At 65.3% G+C, this 20,073-nt stretch carries 15 protein-coding genes; 9 read left to right on the forward strand and 6 right to left on the reverse strand.

Annotated features, from left to right (window positions below; translation table 11 throughout):
* Positions 1-27 precede the first annotated feature (27 nt).
* From ampD to HOP59_RS02545, 6 genes are all read left to right on the forward strand, one after another.
* The gene (gene ampD, locus HOP59_RS02520) at positions 28-588 is read left to right on the forward strand and encodes a 1,6-anhydro-N-acetylmuramyl-L-alanine amidase AmpD (protein ID WP_010629716.1); all 561 of its coding nucleotides are present in this window, start codon (positions 28-30) and stop codon (positions 586-588) included.
* Between the two features lie 333 nt (positions 589-921).
* Positions 922-3,594 (forward strand): pyruvate dehydrogenase (acetyl-transferring), homodimeric type, encoded by a 2,673-nt coding sequence (gene aceE, locus HOP59_RS02525; protein WP_010629715.1) that lies wholly within the window; start codon positions 922-924, stop codon positions 3,592-3,594.
* A gap of 61 nt (positions 3,595-3,655) precedes the next feature.
* Complete coding sequence (gene aceF / locus HOP59_RS02530; protein ID WP_234252705.1) at positions 3,656-5,686, forward strand: dihydrolipoyllysine-residue acetyltransferase; 2,031 nt, start codon at positions 3,656-3,658, stop codon at positions 5,684-5,686.
* A 236-nt stretch (positions 5,687-5,922) separates the two neighbouring features.
* Positions 5,923-6,579 (forward strand): adenylate kinase, encoded by a 657-nt coding sequence (gene adk, locus HOP59_RS02535; RefSeq protein WP_010629712.1) that lies wholly within the window; start codon positions 5,923-5,925, stop codon positions 6,577-6,579.
* A 124-nt stretch (positions 6,580-6,703) separates the two neighbouring features.
* Positions 6,704-7,408 carry a tRNA (adenosine(37)-N6)-threonylcarbamoyltransferase complex dimerization subunit type 1 TsaB gene (gene tsaB, locus HOP59_RS02540; RefSeq protein WP_234252797.1) on the forward strand — a complete coding sequence of 235 codons (705 nt, stop codon included), beginning with the start codon at positions 6,704-6,706 and terminating at the stop codon, positions 7,406-7,408.
* Complete coding sequence (locus tag HOP59_RS02545; RefSeq protein WP_234252706.1) at positions 7,405-8,100, forward strand: class I SAM-dependent methyltransferase; 696 nt, start codon at positions 7,405-7,407, stop codon at positions 8,098-8,100. The genes tsaB and HOP59_RS02545 overlap by 4 nt, the downstream gene beginning before the upstream one ends.
* Positions 8,101-8,123: 23 nt before the next feature.
* Here HOP59_RS02545 and plsB read toward each other — a convergent pair whose 3' ends face one another.
* Positions 8,124-10,562 (reverse strand): glycerol-3-phosphate 1-O-acyltransferase PlsB, encoded by a 2,439-nt coding sequence (gene plsB, locus HOP59_RS02550; protein WP_234252707.1) that lies wholly within the window; start codon positions 10,560-10,562, stop codon positions 8,124-8,126.
* A 124-nt stretch (positions 10,563-10,686) separates the two neighbouring features.
* On the opposite strand from plsB, the gene HOP59_RS02555 reads away from it, so the two are divergent.
* Positions 10,687-11,808, forward strand: coding sequence for a phospholipase D-like domain-containing protein (locus HOP59_RS02555; RefSeq protein ID WP_234252708.1), 1,122 nt, complete (start codon positions 10,687-10,689; stop codon positions 11,806-11,808).
* Between the two features lie 27 nt (positions 11,809-11,835).
* Here HOP59_RS02555 and HOP59_RS02560 read toward each other — a convergent pair whose 3' ends face one another.
* A complete protein-coding gene (locus HOP59_RS02560) occupies positions 11,836-12,498 on the reverse strand; it encodes a YecA/YgfB family protein (protein WP_234252709.1) in 663 nt (220 codons plus the stop codon).
* 80 nt (positions 12,499-12,578) lie between these two features.
* Between HOP59_RS02560 and HOP59_RS02565 the strand changes: the two genes are divergently transcribed.
* Together HOP59_RS02565 and acs are read left to right on the forward strand one after the other, a co-directional pair.
* Positions 12,579-13,148: a SprT family zinc-dependent metalloprotease gene (locus tag HOP59_RS02565; RefSeq protein WP_234252710.1), complete on the forward strand. Its 570-nt coding sequence runs from the start codon at positions 12,579-12,581 to the stop codon at positions 13,146-13,148.
* Positions 13,149-13,299: 151 nt separating this feature from the next.
* Positions 13,300-15,249: an acetate--CoA ligase gene (gene acs, locus HOP59_RS02570; protein WP_234252711.1), complete on the forward strand. Its 1,950-nt coding sequence runs from the start codon at positions 13,300-13,302 to the stop codon at positions 15,247-15,249.
* Positions 15,250-15,300: 51 nt separating this feature from the next.
* Here acs and ku (HOP59_RS02575) read toward each other — a convergent pair whose 3' ends face one another.
* Genes ku (HOP59_RS02575) through ligD form a run of 4 tightly spaced genes read right to left on the reverse strand, consistent with a single transcriptional unit; the run spans position 15,301 to position 20,026 of the window.
* Complete coding sequence (gene ku / locus HOP59_RS02575) at positions 15,301-16,467, reverse strand: non-homologous end joining protein Ku (RefSeq protein WP_234252712.1); 1,167 nt, start codon at positions 16,465-16,467, stop codon at positions 15,301-15,303.
* The gene (gene ku, locus HOP59_RS02580) at positions 16,460-17,236 is read right to left on the reverse strand and encodes a non-homologous end joining protein Ku (RefSeq protein ID WP_234252713.1); all 777 of its coding nucleotides are present in this window, start codon (positions 17,234-17,236) and stop codon (positions 16,460-16,462) included. Before ku (HOP59_RS02580) ends, ku (HOP59_RS02575) begins: the two co-directional genes overlap by 8 nt.
* Positions 17,236-17,457 carry a hypothetical protein gene (locus HOP59_RS02585; protein ID WP_234252714.1) on the reverse strand — a complete coding sequence of 74 codons (222 nt, stop codon included), beginning with the start codon at positions 17,455-17,457 and terminating at the stop codon, positions 17,236-17,238. The genes ku (HOP59_RS02580) and HOP59_RS02585 overlap by 1 nt, the downstream gene beginning before the upstream one ends.
* Before the next feature lie 28 nt (positions 17,458-17,485).
* On the reverse strand, positions 17,486-20,026 hold the full coding sequence (gene ligD, locus HOP59_RS02590) for a DNA ligase D (protein WP_234252715.1): 2,541 nt from the start codon (positions 20,024-20,026) through the stop codon (positions 17,486-17,488).
* Positions 20,027-20,073: the final 47 nt, after the last annotated feature.

Below are 20,073 nucleotides of genomic sequence, written 5' to 3' on the forward strand. Positions count from 1 at the left end.
CCATGTCCGCGACGTCAGGGGAGCGAGATGAGAATCGAGAAAGGCTGGCTTGAGAGTGTCCGGCGCGTGGCGTCGCCCAATCAGGACGCGCGACCGGAGGGCGAGGTGTCGGCAGTGGTGCTGCACTCGATAAGCCTGCCGCCCGGTGAATTCGGCGGCGAGTACATCGAGCAGCTATTCACCAACACGCTGGATGCCGCTGCCCACCCCTTCTTTCCCAGCATCGCGCAGCTGCGGGTTTCCGCCCACCTGTTGATTCGGCGCGACGGCGAGTGCGTGCAGTTCGTGCCTTTCGATCGGCGTGCCTGGCATGCCGGTCGTTCCTGCTGGATCGAAGAGGGACGGATACGGCGAGCGCTGAACGACTTCACCGTGGGCATCGAGCTGGAGGGTGACGAGGTTCATGCCTATCGTGACAGCCAGTATCGAACGCTTGCCGCGGTCACGCAGGCTCTCAAGCTAAACTACCCTGACATGAACTACGCACGCATCACCAGCCATGCAAGAGTCGCTCCGCTGCGCAAGAGCGATCCCGGCCCGGCTTTCGATTGGGCCTATTTCCGCCAGTGTCTCAAAGCGTTGGGTTGATCGATACGTCGAGGGGCAAAACCGGGCATAGAGTGATCATACGGTAGTTTTATTACATCCAAGACATTTTCGATTGAAACTATCGGCGAGGCACGTAACAGCTTGTGTTGCAATGCAATAGTCAGATTGTGGAAAAAAATTCCATTCCGTTTCGATTGGCAGGAAGGCCACTTTACGGTATGTTCTACGCCATTCGTTGTATGCGCTTCTGTAAAATGACTACAACAGCCGCATCGCGGCATGACATTCCCCTGATCGTCAGTAGTGCGACCCGTCCCGGCGTTCTTCCGCCAGGGGCTATCTGACATCACATTGTCACTCGGAGAGACGTCTATGAGTCTGGAGGCAAGAGAAGATTTCGATCCGGTCGAAACCACGGAATGGCTGGATTCCCTGGAGTCGGTCCTGGATCGTGAGGGCGAGGAACGCGCTCGGTTTCTGCTGACACGCCTGGCCGACCGGCTGCGTCGTGATGGCATGCAGGCACCCTTCTCGATTAAGACGCCGCATCGCAACACCATCCCGGTGCATCGCGAAGCGCCGATGCCGGGCGACCTGTTCATGGAGCGTCGCATTCGCTCACTGATCCGCTACAACGCCATTGCTCAGGTCATCCGCAACAATCGTGCCCACCCGGGCCTGGGCGGCCATATCGCGAGCTTCATGTCGGCCGCCACGCTCTATGACGTCGGCTTCAACCACTTCTTCCGTGCGCCCAACGGCGACTTCGAGGGCGACCTGGTCTACATCCAGGGCCACGTGGCGCCGGGCGTCTATGCCCGCGCCTACCTGGAGGGGCGTCTCACCGAGGCGCAGATGGACAAGTATCGCCAGGAGGTCGATGGCGACGGTCTCTCGTCCTACCCGCACCCGTGGCTGATGCCGGACTTCTGGCAGTTCCCCACCGTTTCCATGGGTCTGGGGCCGATCCAGGCGATCTACCAGGCCCACGTGATGAAGTACCTCGACTCCCGCGAGCTGCGTGACATGCATGATCGCAAGATCTGGTGCTTCATGGGCGACGGCGAGTGCGACGAGCCGGAATCCCTCGGCGCCATTCACCTGGCCAGCCGCGAGAAGCTCGACAACCTGATCTTCGTCATCAACTGCAACCTGCAGCGCCTGGATGGCCCGGTGCGCGGCAACGGCCGCATCATCGATGAGCTCGAGGGTGTCTTCCGCGGCGCCGGCTGGAACGTGCTCAAGGTGGTTTGGGGCCGGCTGTGGGATCCGCTGTTCGAGAAGGACAAGAAGGGTATCCTGCAGAAGCGCATGGACGAGGCGGTCGATGGCGAGTACCAGAACTACAAGGCACTCGGCGGCGCCTATACCCGCGAGCACTTCTTCGGCAAGTACCCGGAAACCGCCGAGATGGTCAAGGATCTCTCGGACGAGGACATCTGGAAGCTCAACCGCGGCGGCCACGATCCGTTCAAGGTCTATGCGGCCTACCACGAGGCAGTGAACAACGCCAACGGCCGTCCCACCGTGATCCTTGCGCACACCGTCAAGGGTTACGGCATGGGCAGCGGCGAGGGCGAAGCCGCCATGGAAGCCCACCAGGTCAAGACCATGGAATACGAGGCGCTGCGGAAATTCCGCGATCGCTTCGGCATTCCGCTCTCCGACGAGCAGCTCAAGGAGGTGCCGTACTACAAGCCGGCGGACGACTCGCCCGAGCTGAAGTACATGCACCTGCAGCGCGAGCGCCTGGGCGGCTACCTGCCGCAGCGGCGCAACGACTTCGAGGCGCTGACGATCCCGTCGCTCGAGGACAAGACCTTCGCCACCCAACTGGTCGGCTCCAAGGGGCGTGAGATCTCCACTACCATGGCCTTCGTGAGGATTCTCAACGGCCTGGTGAAGGACAAGAAGATCGGCCAGCAGGTGGTGCCGATCGTGCCCGACGAGGCGCGCACCTTCGGCATGGAGGGGATGTTCCGCCAGCTCGGCATCTATACCTCCGAAGGCCAGAAGTACGAGCCCGTCGACAAGGGCCAGATCATGTTCTACCGCGAGGACAAGAAGGGTCAGATCCTCGAGGAAGGCATCACCGAGGCTGGGGCGATGTCGGCGTGGATCGCCGCGGCGACCTCCTACAGCAACCACAATCTGCCGCTGCTGCCGTTCTATATCTACTACTCGATGTTCGGCTTCCAGCGCATCGGCGATCTGGCCTGGGCGGCCGGCGACCTGCAGGCGCGCGGCTTCCTGGTCGGCGGCACTGCCGGGCGCACCACGCTCAACGGCGAGGGGCTGCAGCACCAGGACGGCCACAGCCATCTGCAGGCGGCCACCATTCCCAACTGCCGCAGCTACGACCCGACCTACGCCCATGAGGTGGCGGTCATCGTCCAGGACGGCCTGAAGCGCATGTTCGCCGACAAGGAGAACTGCTTCTACTACCTGACGGTGATGAACGAGAACTACGAGCACCCCGAGCTCGAGGAGGTGCCCGCCGACGACATCATCAAGGGCATGTACCTGCTGCGCGAGCACAAGGGCGACAAGGGCCACGTGCAGCTGCTCGGCTCCGGCACCATCCTGCGTGAGGTGGAAGAGGCGGCGCGGATGCTGGCCGAGGAGTGGGGCGTGGGCTCCGACATCTGGAGCGTGACCAGCTTCAACGAGCTGCGCCGCGAGGCCCTGCTGCTCGAGCGCGAGGCGTTCATCAACGCCGCCGACGAGCCGGTCAAGCCCCACGTCACCCGCTGCCTGGAAGGGCGCAATGGGCCGGTCATCGCCTCCACCGATTACATGCGTCTGTTCGCCGACCAGGTACGTGCCTGGGTGCCGACCGACTACCATGTACTGGGGACAGACGGCTACGGCCGCTCCGACACCCGCGAGAAGCTGCGCCATTTCTTCGAGGTCGATCGCTACTTCGTCACCGTGGCATCGCTGAAGGCGCTGGCCGATCGTGGCGAGCTGGATCGCAAGGTCGTCGCCGAGGCGATCAAGAAGTACGGCATCGATCCCAACAAGCCCAATCCGCTGACGAGCTGATCCGGTGGCAAGGCGGGCAGGTGCCCGCCTGTTCCAGGCACGATTTGGAAGGAGCGCGACCTTGAGTAGCGAAATCATCAAAGTTCCAGACATCGGCGGCAGCGAAGACGTCGAGATCATCGAAATCGCCGTATCCGAAGGGGACGTCATCCAGCCCGAGGACACGCTGATCACCCTGGAGTCCGACAAGGCCAGCATGGATGTACCCTCGCCCAAGGGCGGCAAGGTCGTCCGCGTGCTGGTGAAGGAGGGCGACACCGTCTCCGAGGGCGACGACATCGTCGAGCTCGAGGTGGAGGGTGGTGGCAGCAGCGACGCCGGCAGTGAAGAGAAGGCCGAGCCCGCCGAGCCCAAGCGCGAGCAGGCATCCAGTCAGGCCACCCAAGCCGCGGCGGAGAAGCCGGCGGCCAAGAAGGCCAGCGGCGGCGGCAAGCGCACCGTCGAGATCAAGGTGCCCGACCTGGGCGGCTCCGAGAACGTCGAGATCATCGAAGTGGCGGTCGCCGAAGGTGACGAGGTGGCGGAAGAGGACACCCTGATCACCCTCGAGTCGGACAAGGCCTCGATGGACGTGCCGAGCCCCTACGGCGGCAAGCTGGTCAGCCTCACCGTCAAGGAGGGCGATACCGTCTCCGAGGGCGACGTGATCGGCACCATGGAGATTGCCGGCGAGGGCGGCGATGACTCGGGAGAGCACGAGCCCGAGCCCGAAGCCGTCGAGACCACCGCGGAGCCCGCCGAGCAGGCCGAAGCGCCGGCCGAGGAAGAGGCCGTGAGCGGCGAACCCGAGCGCCGCGAGATCCGCGTTCCTGACCTCTCCGGCTCCAGCGACGTGCCGATCATCGAGATCGCCGTGAGCGCCGGCGACGAGGTGAACGAGGAAGATCCGCTGATCACCCTGGAGTCCGACAAGGCCTCCATGGATGTGCCGAGCCCCTACAAGGGCAAACTGATCGAGCTCACCGTCAAAGAGGGCGATACCGTCTCCGAAGGCGATCTGATCGGCTACATCGAGGTGGCCGGCAGCAAGCCAGCCTCCAAGAAGGCCGACAAGCCGACCGAGCAGAAAGCCGCGGCGCCGTCATCGGCCAAGGCCGACAAGCCGGCTTCGACCCCGGCCGGCACGCCGAGCCCGGAAGCGCAGATGGCGGCCCACAAGCCCCGCGACGGCAAGCTGGTCCACGCCGGCCCCGCCGTTCGCATGCTGGCCCGCGAGCTCGGCGTCGACCTGGGCCTGGTCAAGCCGAGCGGACCGAAGGACCGGGTGCTGAAGGAGGACATCCACGCCTACGTCAAGCAGGTCATGGCCGGGCAGGCCCAGGCGCCTGCTGCTGCGCCGGCGGCGACTGGCGGCGCCGGCATTCCGCCGGTACCGGATCAGGACTTCAGTCAGTTCGGCGAAGTGGAAGAGAAGGCGATGGGACGCCTGCTCAAGATGGGCGCCACCAACCTGCACCGCAGCTGGCTCAACGTGCCCCACGTCACCCAGTTCGACGAGGCCGACATCACCGAGCTCGAGACCTTCCGCAAGGCGATGAAGGCCGAAGCCGAGGCCCAGGGTGCCAAGCTCACGCCGCTGCCGTTCCTGATCAAGGCGTGTGCCTTCGCCCTGCGCAAGTTCCCGCAGTTCAACGTCAGCCTGAAGAGCGACGGCGAGACCATCGTGTGGAAGAAGTACGTCCACATCGGTATCGCGGTCGACACACCCGATGGGCTGATGGTGCCGGTGATCCGCGACGCCGACAAGAAGTCGCTGATCGATCTGGCCAAGGAGAGCGTGGAGCTGGCCGGCAAGGCGCAGTCGAAGAAGCTCAAGCGCGAGGAGATGACCGGTGGCTGTTTCACCATCTCCAGCCTGGGCTCCATCGGCGGTACCGCCTTCACGCCGATCGTCAACGCCCCGGAAGTCGCCATTCTCGGCGTCTCCAAGGCGCAGATGAAACCGGTGTGGAACGGCGCCGATTTCGAGCCGCGCCTGATGATGCCGCTGTCGCTCTCCTACGATCACCGCGCCGTGAACGGTGCCGATGCCGCGCGTTTCACCGCCTTCCTGGCGGCGGCGCTGAGCGACATCCGCCGTATGCTGCTGTGAATGTGATCTGAGATGACACCGACGGCGCCCTACGGGGCGCCGTCGGTGTTTGGGCTCCACTTTCGGGTGGGAATACCAAAGTGCAACCCGCCCATAATTGGCTGATAATGCAGCGGCTTTGGTGCTCGGGCGGGGCTTGCCCGATAGCCTGCGGTTGTCTGGTGCCGTCGCCGCGGTTATCGTTCATGACATTCCACTTACTCACAAGAATTTCCACTCTCTCAAGGAGCAGCTAGATGCGTTTGATCCTGTTGGGCGCCCCGGGGGCCGGCAAGGGTACCCAGGCCCAGTTCATCTGCGAACGCTACAAGATTCCGCAGATTTCCACCGGCGATATGCTTCGCGCGGCGGTCAAGGAAGGCAGCGAGCTGGGTCTCAAGGTCAAGGAGATCATGACCAGCGGTGGCTTGGTGTCCGACGATCTGATCATCTCACTGGTCAAGGAGCGCATCGCGCAGCCCGACTGCGAGAACGGTTTCCTGTTCGACGGCTTCCCGCGCACCATCCCTCAGGCCGACGCCATGAAGGAAGCCGGGGTCAAGATCGACCACGTGCTCGAGATCGCCGTGGAAGACGAAGAGATCGTCAAGCGTCTGGCCGGGCGCCGGGTGCACCCGGGGTCGGGTCGGGTCTACCACGTCGAATACAATCCTCCCAAGGAAGAGGGCAAGGACGACGTCACCGGCGAAGCGCTGATCCAGCGCGACGACGACCGCGAGTCCACCGTGCGCAATCGTCTGGCTGTCTACCACGAGCAGACCGCCCCGCTGGTCGACTACTACCAGCAGTGGGCCGAGGAAGCGCCCGAGGCGGCCCCGGCCTACCACCGTGTGGAAGGCGTGGGCAGCGTCGACGAAATCACCCGCAAGGTGGTCGAGGCGCTGGACGCCTGAGTCGACTCGGTGTGAATCGGTATGAAAGGCCCGCCTTGGCGGGCCTTTCGCGTTGTGGCCCATCGTCCCGCATCCGCCGGCAGCGTATAATGTCGCCTTTATGCTTCGAAGCGAAATGTCCCTTATGCCGATTCTGCTGGCCCTCGATGCCTCCTCCAGTGCTTGCTCCGTTGCCCTGTCGATCCAGCGTGGCGCCGACGAGCCGAGGCTGATATCCCGCTTTGCCATGACCCCCCGCGAGCATACCCGTCGGCTGCTGCCGATGGTCGACGAGGTGCTGGCCGAGGCGGGCGTGACGCCTGGCGAGCTGGACGCCGTGGCCTACGGCCGTGGCCCGGGCTCCTTCACCGGCTTGCGTATCGCCGCCGGCGCGGCTCAGGGGCTGGCCTACGGGCTTGAGTGCCCCTTGCTGGGTGTCTCCACCCTCGAAGCGCTGGCGCTGGCGGCGCATCGCCGACACGGCGTGGAGTACGTCGCCACTGCGCTGGATGCGCGCATGAGCGAGATCTATGCCGCTGCCTGGCGCTGTCGGGACGGCAACGTCGAGGCGCTGCTCGGGGAGGCGGTGATTGCACCGCAGCGGTTGCGACTGCCAGCAGTAGCGGGGCCGGACGGCTGGTACGGCATCGGCTCCGGCTGGACGCTGTGGGAGTCGATGCCGGTCGAGGTGCAGGCCGCGGTGAGCCAGCGTGATAGCGACACCGAGCCGGCCGCGGAAGAGATGGTTCTGCTGGCGGCTCGCCAATACACCGCCGGCGAACGTACGGCCCCCCACGAGGCGCAGCCGATCTATCTGCGTGACCAGGTGGCGTGGCAGAAGGGCGGATGAGCGACGTGGATGGTGCGGCGCTCGAGCTGCGGCGTGAGGCGGGCGCGCTGGTACTGGCTGGCGATCCGGCGCGTTACGGCAAGCCCCTGCGCATCGATTTCGCCGAGGGGCGTGCGGCCCACCGGCGTCGCTTCGGCGGCGGCCGCGGTCAGCTGATCGCCCGGGCCTGTGGCCTTGCCGCCGGGATCACTCCCAGCGTGGTCGATGCCACCGCCGGCCTTGGCCGCGATGCCTTCGTGCTGGCCAGTCTCGGCGCCGAGGTGCTGCTCGTGGAGCGTGTGGCCCAGATCCATGCGCTGCTGGAAGACGGCCTGGCGCGTGCCGCCAGTGATACCAACACGGCCGAGATCGTCGCCCGCATGCGCCTGGCCCATGGCGACGCCACCCGCGAACTCGCGGCGCTGGTGGCCGCCAGCGGTGTCGCACCCCAGGTGGTTCACCTCGATCCTATGTTCCCGCATCGCGAGAAGTCGGCGCTGGTGAAGAAGGAGATGCGGCTGTTTCGCGAGCTGGCCGGCGACGACGACGATGCGCCGCGGCTGCTGGAGGCGGCGCTGGATGTCGCCACCCACCGGGTGGTTGTCAAGCGTCCGCGCAAGGCACCGCCCATCGTGGGGCCGGCGCCGCACCACGTCATCGAAGGCAAGACCAGCCGATACGACCTCTACGTCCACCGCTCACTCAAGGGCTGACTCAAGGGCCGACTCGGCATCGATCAGTTATGACTGACCAGCTGTAACCGGTGCCTTAGTGCCGGATCGTACAGCTCGCCGGTTCGCTGTGCAGCGCTGCGCAGGCGCTCGTCGAACCACAGCCGATCCTCCCGCTCCCAGATCCACCCTTCGGCTTCCAGGCTCACGATCAGACTGGCGAACAGGGTGCGGTCAAAGAACTCCGGTGCGTCTCGACCCGACAGCAGTGCCAGTCGCTCGGTCAATTGCTGGCTGCGCTCGGCCAGGGCGTCTCGTCCCAGGGTGCCGGGGGCCTGGGCCAGTAGAATAGTCAGCAGCAAATAGCCGCGCTCCAGCGAGGGCTGCATCAGTCGCGCCAACAGCCGTAGCTGCTCGCCGGCCTCCAGCGAGGCGGGGCGCTGCCAGCCGTCGTCGGTTCGCTCCAGCAAGCCTTCCCGGCACAGCGCTTCCAGCATCACCGGCAGTGCCTCGCTGAGTGTTACCGGGGTGAGAAACAGCTCGCGCGAGAGGATCGGCCAGGGTGGCCCGAGCTGGGCCTCGAGGCTCTCCAGGTCGTGACGCGGAGCGTGGCGAAAGGCGAAGGCGGTCAGGCCGGCCAGGGCGAAGAGGTGCAGCACGTTGTTGCGATACCACACCAGCAGGTTGGCCTGCTCGGTGGTCGCGACCAGGATATCGCCCAGCGCATGCGGCCGACGCTCGATCATGCCCAGCGCCACGACCTGGTCGATCCATTCGTCGGGTTCGCCTCGGGGCAGGCTGGCATGCTGGCCGCCTCGGCAGTGACGCTGCAGCGCCGTCAGCAGCGCGAGCTGGCGCGACATCAGGCTGGCCTCGATGGCGTGGTGGGGCGTGGCCAGCAGCACCAGGGCCACCAGATTGACCGGATTGAGCGCTGCCGCGGCGTTGATGCGCCGGGCCAGCTCGTCACCGAGTCGGGGGACTGCCTGGTTGAGCCAGGGCGGCTTTGCCTCGACGAGATCGTCGCGCCATGCCGGCACGGCCTCATCGAGGAAGGCGCCGAGCGGCAGTGGTTCGCCGACGTTGACCGTGACCTTGCCGAACGGCTGGCGCAGTTGGCCAATGACCCGCAGCAGAGCCCAGGGACTCTCCTTGCGCTTCTTGCCGCCGCGCATCTCGCGCTGGTAGCTGGCGTTCTCGATGATGCGCTCATAGCCGATGTAGACCGGAATGAAGGCGAGTCGAGGTGGTGTGGTTCCTGCTGCACTACGGAGGTATGAGCGCATCGTCATCGACAACATGCCGGGTCTTGCCGGGAGCATACGCCCGCTACGCGAACGACCGCCTTCGATGAAATACTCCAGCGGGTGGCCGCGCTCCAGCAGGCGGTGCAGGTATTCATTGAAGACCGCCGCGTAGAGCGGCTTGTCGCGAAAACTGCGGCGCATGAAGAAGGCGCCGCCACGGCGCAGCAGCGGGCCGATCAGCAGCATGTTGAGGTTGCGTCCGGCAGCGACATGGGGTGGCATCAGGCCGTCGCGATAGAGCACGTAGGAGAGCAGCAGATAGTCGATGTGGCTGCGGTGGCAGGGCACGTAGACCAGCGTATGATCGCCCGCCAGCGCCTTGACCCGGTCGAGACCGCGGACTTCGACACCGTCGTACAGGCGGTTCCACAGGCGCCGCAGCAGGCCGTCCATGAAGCGCAGCACCGGGTAGGTCATGTTCGAGGCGATCTCGCGGCCATAGCGCAGGGCACGCCGCTGCAGGCGTTCGGGCGAGCGCTTCTCGCTTACCGCCAACTCGTCGATCACCTGGCGTACCTCGGGGCTGGATGCCACGCCCTCGATCAGAGTGCGGCGGTGCGAGAGGTCGGGGCCGAGCACCCGCGTGCGCATGCGCCGGAAATGGATGCGCAGCAGTCGCGCGCTCTTGCGATTGGCCACCGCCGGGCCGCGTTCGTCGAGCAGATCGCGCAGGTCGAGGGGAGCGCCAAAGTGCACCTCCACGCTCTTGCCGTTGATCACTACCGACAGCGCCCGGCGCAGCCGGCCGGTGAGCTGCCAACTGTCAGCCGCCAGCAGCCGCCAAAAGCCGAAGCGCTTGCCTGGGGCGCGGCCCCAGAACACGCTCACCGGGACCAGTTGGATCTCGGCGTCGGCATGTTCGGCAAGGTATTCCAGCGCCTGACGAAAAGGGGCCTCGAAGGCGCGACCGCGCCGCCACAGGCGGGGCCTGACGGGCAGCGCCATACTGGCCGGTAGCTCCAGTCCCGGCAGGTGGACCTTGCCCTTGGGCGACGGCAGGCCATGGCGCTGGCACAGTACCTCCAGCAACAGGTCATCGGAGAGTGCCGGATGTGGCAGTACGTAGAGAGTGGGCCGTGACGGGTCGAGTCCCAGGTCGGTCGGGTCGGGCTCGATGAGCCGGGTGTCGACCCAGGCCTTGATGATGCCCTTGAGCGGGGCGCGGAGCAGTGTGAGCAGCGAGTCGGCCAGGGCCATTCCATTGCCTCGATAGTGTAGCAAGGCCCCAGTATAGCCATGCTTGTCTGCCCCGGTCAGGTGCCGCTTTCCCTGGCGCGGCAAACGTGCGTCAATCGAGCCAGACAAGGAGAGGGAGACGGCCATGCACGGCGTATGGCGGGATGGCAATCGGTTCGAGCTGCTGGCGGAGTCGTCGCGCTTCCTGCCGGCGATGTTCACTGCCATCGAGGAAGCGCACCGCTCGATACTGATCGAGCTCTACCTGATGGAGTCGGGGCATCTGGCCACGGCACTGATCGAGGCCCTGTGTCGCGCTGCACAGCGCGGCGTGGCGGTGGCCTTGATGCTCGATGCCTACGGTGCCATGGGGCTTTCGGGAGAGGACCGACGGCGCCTGGAGCAGGCCGGTGTGGCGCTGCGCCTGTTCAATCCGCTGGGCATGCGCTCGCTGACCCGCAACCTGATGCGAGATCACCGCAAGCTCGTCGTCGTCGATGGCAGCGTGGCTTTCACGGGGGGCTTCGGCGCGGTCGATGAGTTCCTCGAGGCCTGGTACGAGGTGGCGGTGCGCATCGAAGGTCCCGTGGTGGCCGACTGGGTGCGGCTGTTCTCGCGACTGTGGGATTCGCCGTTGACCCGAGGAGCCGGAGAGGCGTCCCTGGTGCGCCATCTGACGCTCGAGCTGGCGCCTCGCGAGGATTACCAGGGCATGCGCGGCCGCGTGGTGTGGGGGCAGGGTTACCGCTACCAGGCCATTCGCCACTCGCTCTACGGCCGGGTGTCGTCGGCACAGCGCCGCATCTGGCTGTGCACGCCCTATTTCGTGCCAACCTTCAGCCTGCGCATGCGATTGGCTCGGGCTGCCCGCCGCGGCGTCGACGTGCGGCTCCTGCTGCCCGGACGCGACCACGACCACCCATGGGTGCGCTACGCCGGCCAGCGCTTCTATCGGCGGCTGCTGCGTGCCGGGGTACGCATCTTCGAGTTCCAACCCACCTTCATCCATGCCAAGTTCTCACTGGTCGATCAGTGGTCGAGCCTTGGCTCGTGCAACTTCGATCACTGGAGCCTGCACTGGAACCTGGAGGCCAATCAGGAGGTGGATGACGTGCGCTTCGCCAGCGAAGTGGCGGCCCTGTTCGAGCGTAACTTCGCCGCCAGCCGCGAGATCACCTACCGCGAGTGGTTGCAGCGTCCGCGCTGGCAGCGTTTCAAGGAGTGGCTATTCGGCAGCTTCGATGCATGGCTGACGCGGCTGCGGTGACGGGTACCTGAGTTTGGCCAGGCAACCCTACCGCTTGCCGCCGGGCTTGCCCTTGCCGGGGCCCCGGCCGGCGGGCTTCTTCTTGCGCGGCATGGGCTTGGGCGTCTCCGGTGGCACACGGTAGTGCAGGTAGAGATCCAGTACCAGGTCCGGCAACTGGCCGACCAGCGACTCCAGGCGCGCGCTGTCCGCTGCCATCTCGGCCATGTCGGGCTCGTCATCGAACAGGCCCGACAGCGCCATAAACGGCAACAGTAGGGTGGCGACGCTCTCCTCTTCCTGTTCGAACCAGGCCGCTTCGTCGAGGAATACACCCTCCATGAAGCCGGCGCACCAGTCGCCGACGGGCGTCTCTTCGGGCGGCAGGCCGTCCAGAGTCAGATCGAAAGGCAGCTCGGGAAGCCCACCCTGTTCCAGGGTATCGATGGCATTACCGTGCAGCTTTTCCAGCAGGCCCAGAATCTCGCTGCGCTCCTCGGAATCGGCGAATGCCGGCTCGCCGTGGAACAGTTCGGCCACCCAGGTGGCGGATTCCACCTCGCGAGGCGCCACGGCAAGCGCGACGAGAAAGCCATGGGCGGAGATCAGGTCCAGCGCATCGGGGTCGACGCTTTCGGAATCGAGAAACTCGTCGAGGCGTTCGAGCTCTTCGTCCTCGAGCAGGGGCTGGGGCAGGGGCGTGTCGGACATCGGGCCTCTCGCATGGCATCGTGAAGGCGGTGTGGCCAAGGGGCTGGACACTGCCGTGGCGGAACGTCATTTTAGCACCCATGAGACGATCTGCGCTTCCCGATCATTGCCCCGAGTGGCTGGCCAGCCTTGACGACAAAGCCCTTCACCGAGCCCTGTTGGAGCGGGTGGAGGCTGCCTGGCAGCTGTGCCGTGGCTATCATCCCGAGCTGCCCCGGCCCAAGGTGTGGTTCGATCTGCGCGGCAAGTGCGCTGGACAGGCCCACTATGGCCGTGGCGGGCTGCGCTTCAACCCGGTGCTCTATCGTGAGAACCGTCATGCCTTCCTGCGCGACGTGGTGCCTCACGAAATGGCCCACTGGCTAGTGCGTCATCTGAGCGATGGCCACCGGGCGAGGCCCCATGGGCGCGAATGGCGTACCGTGATGGAGCGGCTGTTCGGGCTCGAGGCGAAGGTGACCCACACCTTCGATACCGGGCGAGCCAGCCCGACGCCCCATCGCTATCACTGTGGCTGTCAGGTCCACTATTTCACTTCGCAGCGTCACTCGCTGGCGCGCAAGGGGCGCCGTTATCGCTGCCTCTCGTGTGCTGAGACCTTGGTCTATCAGCCCTTTGTAGAGCATGGAAAAATTACTACAAACGCATGATTCGTAAAGAAAAAATCCTGATACCAAGGTCTAAGAGTTAGGCCCGCTTCGAGGGTATATGCTGTTGGGCGAATCTGATGCCGGCGCATTCGATAACAAGGCAGCCGGTAACATCCACCGAGAGGGTGCATCTCCTGGAAGAGGCTAGCCAATGACCGATCAGCAGAAAGTCTATCCGGTACGCGACGACATCGCCGCCAACGCCTGGATCGATCGCGAGAAGTATCAGGCCATGTATCAGCAGTCCGTCGACGACCCCGAGGGCTTCTGGGCTGAGCAGGCCAAGCGTATCGACTGGTTCAAGGCGCCGACCAAGATCAAGCATACGACCTTCGACCCGCACAACGTCGACATTCGCTGGTTCGAAGACGGTACCCTGAACGCCAGCGTCAGCTGCCTCGACCGTCATCTGGAGAAGCGCGGCGACCAGACCGCCATCATCTGGGAAGGCGACGACCCCACGGATTCCAAGCACGTCAGCTACCGTGAGCTGCATGCCAAGACCTGTCAGCTGGCCAACGCGCTCAAGGAGCTCGGTGTCGGCAAGGGCGACGTGGTCACCCTCTACATGCCGATGATTCCCGAAGCGGCCGTGGCCATGCTGGCCTGTGCCCGCATCGGTGCGGTGCACTCGGTGGTGTTCGGCGGCTTCTCGCCCGACGCCCTGGCCCAGCGTATCATCGGTGCCGACTCCAAGCTGGTGATCACCGCCGACGAGTCCGTACGCGGCGGCAAGCACGTACCGCTCAAGGACAACGTCGACGCCGCCCTGACCCGCAAGGGCACCGAGGTGTGCGAGAACGTGCTGGTAGTCAAGCGCACCGGCGGCGAGATCGAGTGGAAGGAAGGTCGTGACGTCTGGTACCACGACCTGGTCGACAAGCAGGCCACCGACTGCCCGGCCGAGGAGATGAACGCCGAGGATCCACTGTTCATCCTCTACACTTCCGGCTCTACCGGCGCGCCCAAGGGGCTCAAGCACACCACCGGCGGTTATCTGGTCTACGCCAGCCTGACCCACCAGTACATCTTCGACTATCAGGACGGCGAGGTTTACTGGTGTACCGCCGACGTGGGCTGGGTCACCGGTCACAGCTACATCGTCTACGGTCCGCTGGCCAACGGCGCTACCACGCTGATGTTCGAAGGCGTGCCGAGCTACCCGAGCCACGGTCGCATGGGCGAGGTCGTCGACAAGCACAACGTTGCCATCCTCTACACCGCACCGACCGCCATCCGCGCGCTGATGGCCCACGGCGACGGCGTGATGGACTCCAGCAAGCGCGACAGCCTGCGCCTGCTCGGCTCGGTGGGCGAGCCGATCAACCCCGAGGCGTGGGAGTGGTACCACCGCGTGATCGGCAATTCCAAGTGCCCGATCGTCGATACCTGGTGGCAGACCGAAACCGGCGGCATCATGATCGCGCCGCTGCCGGGCGCCATGGATCTCAAGCCGGGTTCCGCCACGCTGCCGTTCTTCGGCGTGCAGCCGGCCCTGCTCGATAGCGAGGGCAACGAACTCCAGGGCGCCGTGGATGGCAACCTGGTGATCAGCGATTCCTGGCCCGGCCAGGCACGCTCGATCTGGGGCGACCACGACCGCTTCATCCAGACCTACTTCTCCACCTACAAGGGTTACTACTTCACCGGTGACGGCTGCCGCCGCGACGAGGACGGCTATTACTGGATCACCGGCCGCGTCGACGACGTACTCAACGTCTCCGGCCACCGTATGGGAACCGCCGAGATCGAATCCTCGCTGGTGGCCCACGAGGCCGTGGCCGAGGCCGCCGTGGTGGGCTTCCCCCACGACATCAAGGGCCAGGGCATCTACATCTACGTGACCCTGGGCGATGGTGTCGAGCCGACCGACGAGCTCAAGAAGGAGCTGACCCAGTGGGTGCGCAAGGACATCGGGCCGATCGCCTCGCCGGACGTCATCCAGTGGGCGCCGGGCCTGCCCAAGACCCGCTCGGGCAAGATCATGCGCCGCATCCTGCGCAAGATCGCCGCCAACGAGACCGATGGCCTGGGCGATACCAGCACCCTGGCCGATCCGAGCGTCGTCGACGATCTGATCGAGAATCGCGCTATCAAGTGATAGCACGCGCTATCAACTTCCTAGCCGGCCCCTCGGGCCGGCTTTTTCATCTCAGCCGGCGGCGGCGATGGCCTTGACCAGCTCGGCCTTGCTCATGCGGCTGCGGCCGGGCAGGTTGAGCTGCTGGGCGCGTTCGTAGAGCTCGTCACGGGAGAGATTTTGCAACTCGGCCGACTCGGCGCTGCGGCGCTTGCCTTTGCCGCGCTGGCCCGTCGGTCGTTTCTTCGCCTCACTGCGCCTGGCTGTCGGCTTGGCGCGTTTTTCCGTCTTGCTCTTGCCGGCGTCGTTGCGTGCCGCCTGCCCGGGCGGGCGACCTTCGGCCAGGCTCTGCTTGAGCACCTGCATCAGGTCGACCACTTCGCCTCCCTGCTCCGGCTCGAACTCGGGGGCATCTTCCTCGCCCAGCGCGATTACATCCTCGCCACGTGCGAGTTTCTCCTCGGCGCGGGCGACGATACGCTGGCTCTGCAGGTCCTGAAGCTCCTCGCGTTCGAAATCCTTCGCCGTCAGGGCCTCGATGGCCTGCTGCATGGCCTTGGCCCGCTGCTTGTCGGGCCGGATGGCCTTAGGCAGGGCGATATCCTCAGGGGCGCGCACCTCCTCGGCGAAGCGTAGCGTCTCGGCGCGCAGGATTCCTTTCTCTGCGATGATCGCCACCAGGTACTCCTTGCCACGCATGACGAAGGTGGCGATGCCGGCACGCCCGGTGGCCTCCATGCTTGCGGCCAGCAGGCGGTAGGCCTTGGTCACGCCTTTGTCGGGGGTCATGAAGTAGGCGCGCTGGAAATACATCGGGTCGATCTCGTCGAGGCCGACGAAGCGCTTGAGGTCGATCTCCTGGGACTTCTCCGGGGCCAGCGAATCGAGCTCGCGATCTTCCACCACCACGAACTCATTCTTCTCCACCTCGTAGCCGCGGATCAGCTCGTCATAGTCGAGCACGCGCTCCTCCTTCTCACAGAAGTAGCGCCTTGCCAGCGGTGTGCCATGCGCGTCGACCATGCGCAACGACACCGGCTTGGGCCGGTTGGCCGGGTAGAGGTTGACCGGCAGGCTGACCAGGCCGAAGGTGATGGTGCCCGACCACAGCGGTCGCGGGCCGCTGGAGTGGAAGCGTTTCTTCTCCTCGCCCTGGGCCGATTCGTTCTTCTCTTTCGTCTTGCGCTTCTTCTTTGGAGTCTTGTCCTTGGGCTTGGCTTTGGATTTTTGGCTAGGCACGTTTGCGCTCCTTCTTCAGGCTGGCCTCGAGCGCCTGGGAGAGGTCGTCGGAAGCTTCGCGGCGGCGAATCGGCGTGACCTTGACGCTCTTGCCGCGCCGCTTGGCCTCGATCAGCTCCAGTACCCGCTCGCGGTACTCGTCATGGTATTCGTCGGGGGCGAACTCGGCCTCCAGCATGCCAATCAGCTGGCGGGCCATGTCGAGCTCCTTGGCGTCCAGCGGCTTGCCCTTGGGCGGTTCCAGGGCGTCCACCGGCACTACCTGCTCCTCGTGGCGCAGCGACATCAGCATCGGCACGCCGCGATGCAAGCGCAGGGCGCCGACGTAGCTCTTCTTGCGCATGACCCATCGTGCCAACCCCTCCTTGCCGCTGTTTGCCAGCGCCTCTGCGAGGGCGAAATAGAGCGACTCGCTGCCATCCGGGCCCAGGTAGTAGGGGCGGTCGTACCAGCGATGATCGATCACCTGCGGCGGCATGAAGCGGATCACCTCGATGTCGCGGCCCGAATCCGGCTCCAGCGCCTCGAGCTCCTGTTTGTCGAACACCACCAGGCTGCCCTCATCGGTGCGATAAGCGCGGCGTGTCTCGGCGTGGGGGACGATCTCGTCGGTATCGGGGTTGACCATGGCCTGCTTGACCGGCGAGCGGTCCTTCTCGTGCAGCAGGCGGAAGTGCACGCTGCGGTCCTGTACCGCGGAGTAGAGCTTCACCGGCACCTCCACTTCAGCGAAGCGGATCACGCCCTTCCACATCGCCCGTGCCGCCATCACGCCTTTCCTCCTTGGCACTTCTCTTCTTCGTGGCACTTTTCTTCTTCGTGACATTCGGGGCACAGCGTGTCACGAGTGTCGAAGCGTGCCGCGACGCAGGCCGGGCAGATCGGCCGGTCGCAGTAGATGCAGTGGTAGCCTGCCTCGTAGTGGAAGGTGCGCAGGCAGAACTGGCAGGTCTCGGGGCCGCTCTCCATCCACCAGGGCGCTTCGCTCATGTCATTCCCTCCGGTACAAGACCAGTGTTCATTTCACTCCCACGGCCTTGAGCAGCTTGGCATCCAGCGGGCGTGCCGCCTCACTGAAGCCTGCCCAGGGGTCCTCGCGCAGGGCCGAGAGCCGCCGGCGCAGGTTCTGCACGTTGTAGCGGTCGGCGCGCAGTGCGGCGTTGAGTTCGTCCCAGCGAATCGGCACCGCTACCGGGGCATTCTGGCGGGCGCGCACCGTGTAGGAGGCCACCGCCGTGGCGCCGCGGCCGTTGCGCAGGTAGTCGATGAAGATGCGCCCCTCGCGTTTGGCCTTGGACATGTTGGTGGTGAGCCGCTGCGGATCGTCCTTGGCGTGAGCCTCGGCAACCCCCTTGGCGAAGGCCTTGGCCCGGTCCCACTCGGCGCCGGGTTCGATCGGCACCACCAGGTGCAGCCCCTTGCCGCCGGTGGTGCGCAGGAAGGGGGTGAGTCCCAGCGACTCCAGCCGCTCGCGCAGGGTGCCGGCGACCCGCAGGATTTCCTTCCAGGCGATGCCTTCGTCCGGGTCGAGATCGAACACTAGATTGTCGGGCTGTTCGAGGTGGTCGATGCGGCTACCCCAAGGATGGATCTCCAGCGCGCCAGCCTGCACCAGGCCGATCAGATCGGCGGCGGACTCGACATAGACGTACTCGGCGCTGCCTTTCTTCTCCGGCACGTCGATGCGCGGCACGCTGTCGGGAATGGCGCTGCGTGGGTGCTTCTGGAAGAAGCACTCGTCGTTGCGCCCCTGGGGGCAGCGCACCAATGACAGCGGCCGCCTGGCCAGGTGGGGCAGCACCCACTCCTGGATCTGCTCATAGAAACGCGCCAAGTCGAGCTTGGTCAGCCCCTGCTCGGGAAACAGCACCCGGTCGGGGCTGGTCAGGCGCACGCCAAGCAGCGAGGTTTCGTCCTTGCGCTTGCGCGTGGCCGGCTTGTCCGGCTTGGCGTCCTTTGTCGAAGTGCCTTCGGCAGCCATCTCCTTGGTCGGGGTCATGCGAATTTCCTCCGGATTGCGATCCTCACGCAGGCCGCGAAAGGCCGGGTGACGCAGGCGGCCGTCGCGGGTGCGTTCGGTGAACTCCACCTCGATCACCAGCTCGGGGCGCACCCAGTGCACGGCGCGGCTGTCCGGCACGCTGCCGTGAAAGGGGGAGCGTTTCACTTCGAGCTCCTGCAGGGTGGCGCTCAGTCGTTCGAGCAGACGATGGCTGAAACCGGTGCCAACGCGCCCGGCGTATATCAAACCCTGCTTGCCGTAGGCGCCCATCAGCAGCGAGCCGAATCCGCTGCGTGAGCCGCCGGGCTCGGTGTAGCCGCCGACGATGAACTCCTCGTGGCTGACGCACTTCACCTTCAGCCAGTCGCGGCTGCGCTTCTGCTGGTAGCGGCTGTCGGCGCGCTTGCAGATGATGCCCTCTAGCCCCATCTGGCAGGCGCGCTCGTGGAAGGCCTCGCCCTGAGCGTCGAGATGGTCGGAGTAGCGGATGGTGCCGTTTGCCGAGGCCATGTCCGCCGCCTCGAGCAGTGCCGCGAGTGTGCGCTTGCGCTCCAGCAGAGGCACCTTGGCCAGGTCGTATCCCTCCAGGTAGAGCAGGTCGAAGAGCTGGTAGACCAGGGCAGATGTGCGGCCGCTGGAGAGCGCCTCCTGCAGCTCGTCGAAGCGGCTGATGCCATCCTTGCCCATGGCCACCACCTCACCGTCGAGCAGCGCCGAGTCCACCGGCAGCGGTTCGAGCGCCCGGGCGATCCCGGCAAAGCGCTGGGTCCAGTCCTTGCCATTGCGGGTGATCAGGCGCACGTCGCCCTTTTCGATGCGGGCCAGCAGGCGATAGCCGTCGAGCTTGATCTCATGGATCCACTCGCCCTGGGTTGGCACCTCGCGGGCCAGAGTGGCCAACTGCGGCTTCACTTCTCTTGGCAGCCTGGCCTTGCGTGCACCGTCGAGACGGCTTGGATCGGGAAGTTCGGTCGTGTCGGCGCCCCAGGTATCGTCACGCTCCTCGGCGATTTCGCCCATGCTGCGACCGCTGACGATGCTTTCGTCCAGATCTACCGTCAGCGATGCGTCCATGCGCGGCTTGTCGTCGTGGCGCTTGATGAGCAGCCAGTTGCGAGCGTGCTTGTCCTGACGTTTTCCGCTCATGCGGGTCAGGGTCCAACTGCCCTTGAGCCTTTCGCCGTCGAGCTCGATATCGATTCGGTCCGGCTTGGGCTTGCCCTTGAGCTGCCAGGTGCCGCGGTCCCACAGCATCACGGTGCCGCCGCCGTAGGATTTTTCCGGAATCACGCCTTCGAACCCGCCGTACTCCAGCGGGTGATTCTCCACTTCCACGGCCAGACGCTTCTCGCCGGGTTCGAGGCTCGGCCCCTTGGGCAGCGCCCAGCTTCTGAGCACGCCGTTCTGCTCCAGGCGCAGGTCGAAGTGGTCGTGGCTCGCCGCGTGCTTGTGCATCACGTAAAGGTTGCCCGTTGCCGATCCCTTGTCGGTTCCACCGGCAGGCTCGCGGGTGCGCTCGAAATCGCGCTTGCGGCGATACTCCTCGAGTTTCTCCATCGGCTCCATCCTTGGCCGCTGATTGCGGTACACAGCCACACCTTCAG

This window comes from Billgrantia aerodenitrificans (assembly GCF_021404405.1).
GTDB classification, from domain to species: Bacteria; Pseudomonadota; Gammaproteobacteria; order Pseudomonadales; family Halomonadaceae; genus Halomonas; species Halomonas aerodenitrificans.

Coding starts and splice junctions, on each gene's coding strand:
- ampD (WP_010629716.1), top strand. CDS start 28: ATGAGAATCGAGAAAGGCTGGCTTGAGAGTGTCCGGCGCGTGGCGTCG.
- aceE (WP_010629715.1), top strand. CDS start 922: ATGAGTCTGGAGGCAAGAGAAGATTTCGATCCGGTCGAAACCACGGAA.
- adk (WP_010629712.1), top strand. CDS start 5,923: ATGCGTTTGATCCTGTTGGGCGCCCCGGGGGCCGGCAAGGGTACCCAG.
- tsaB (WP_234252797.1), top strand. CDS start 6,704: ATGCCGATTCTGCTGGCCCTCGATGCCTCCTCCAGTGCTTGCTCCGTT.
- HOP59_RS02545 (WP_234252706.1), top strand. CDS start 7,405: ATGAGCGACGTGGATGGTGCGGCGCTCGAGCTGCGGCGTGAGGCGGGC.
- plsB (WP_234252707.1), bottom strand. CDS start 10,562: ATGGCCCTGGCCGACTCGCTGCTCACACTGCTCCGCGCCCCGCTCAAG.
- HOP59_RS02555 (WP_234252708.1), top strand. CDS start 10,687: ATGCACGGCGTATGGCGGGATGGCAATCGGTTCGAGCTGCTGGCGGAG.
- HOP59_RS02560 (WP_234252709.1), bottom strand. CDS start 12,498: ATGTCCGACACGCCCCTGCCCCAGCCCCTGCTCGAGGACGAAGAGCTC.
- HOP59_RS02565 (WP_234252710.1), top strand. CDS start 12,579: ATGAGACGATCTGCGCTTCCCGATCATTGCCCCGAGTGGCTGGCCAGC.
- acs (WP_234252711.1), top strand. CDS start 13,300: ATGACCGATCAGCAGAAAGTCTATCCGGTACGCGACGACATCGCCGCC.
- ku (WP_234252713.1), bottom strand. CDS start 17,236: ATGGCGGCACGGGCGATGTGGAAGGGCGTGATCCGCTTCGCTGAAGTG.
- HOP59_RS02585 (WP_234252714.1), bottom strand. CDS start 17,457: ATGAGCGAAGCGCCCTGGTGGATGGAGAGCGGCCCCGAGACCTGCCAG.
- ligD (WP_234252715.1), bottom strand. CDS start 20,026: ATGGAGAAACTCGAGGAGTATCGCCGCAAGCGCGATTTCGAGCGCACC.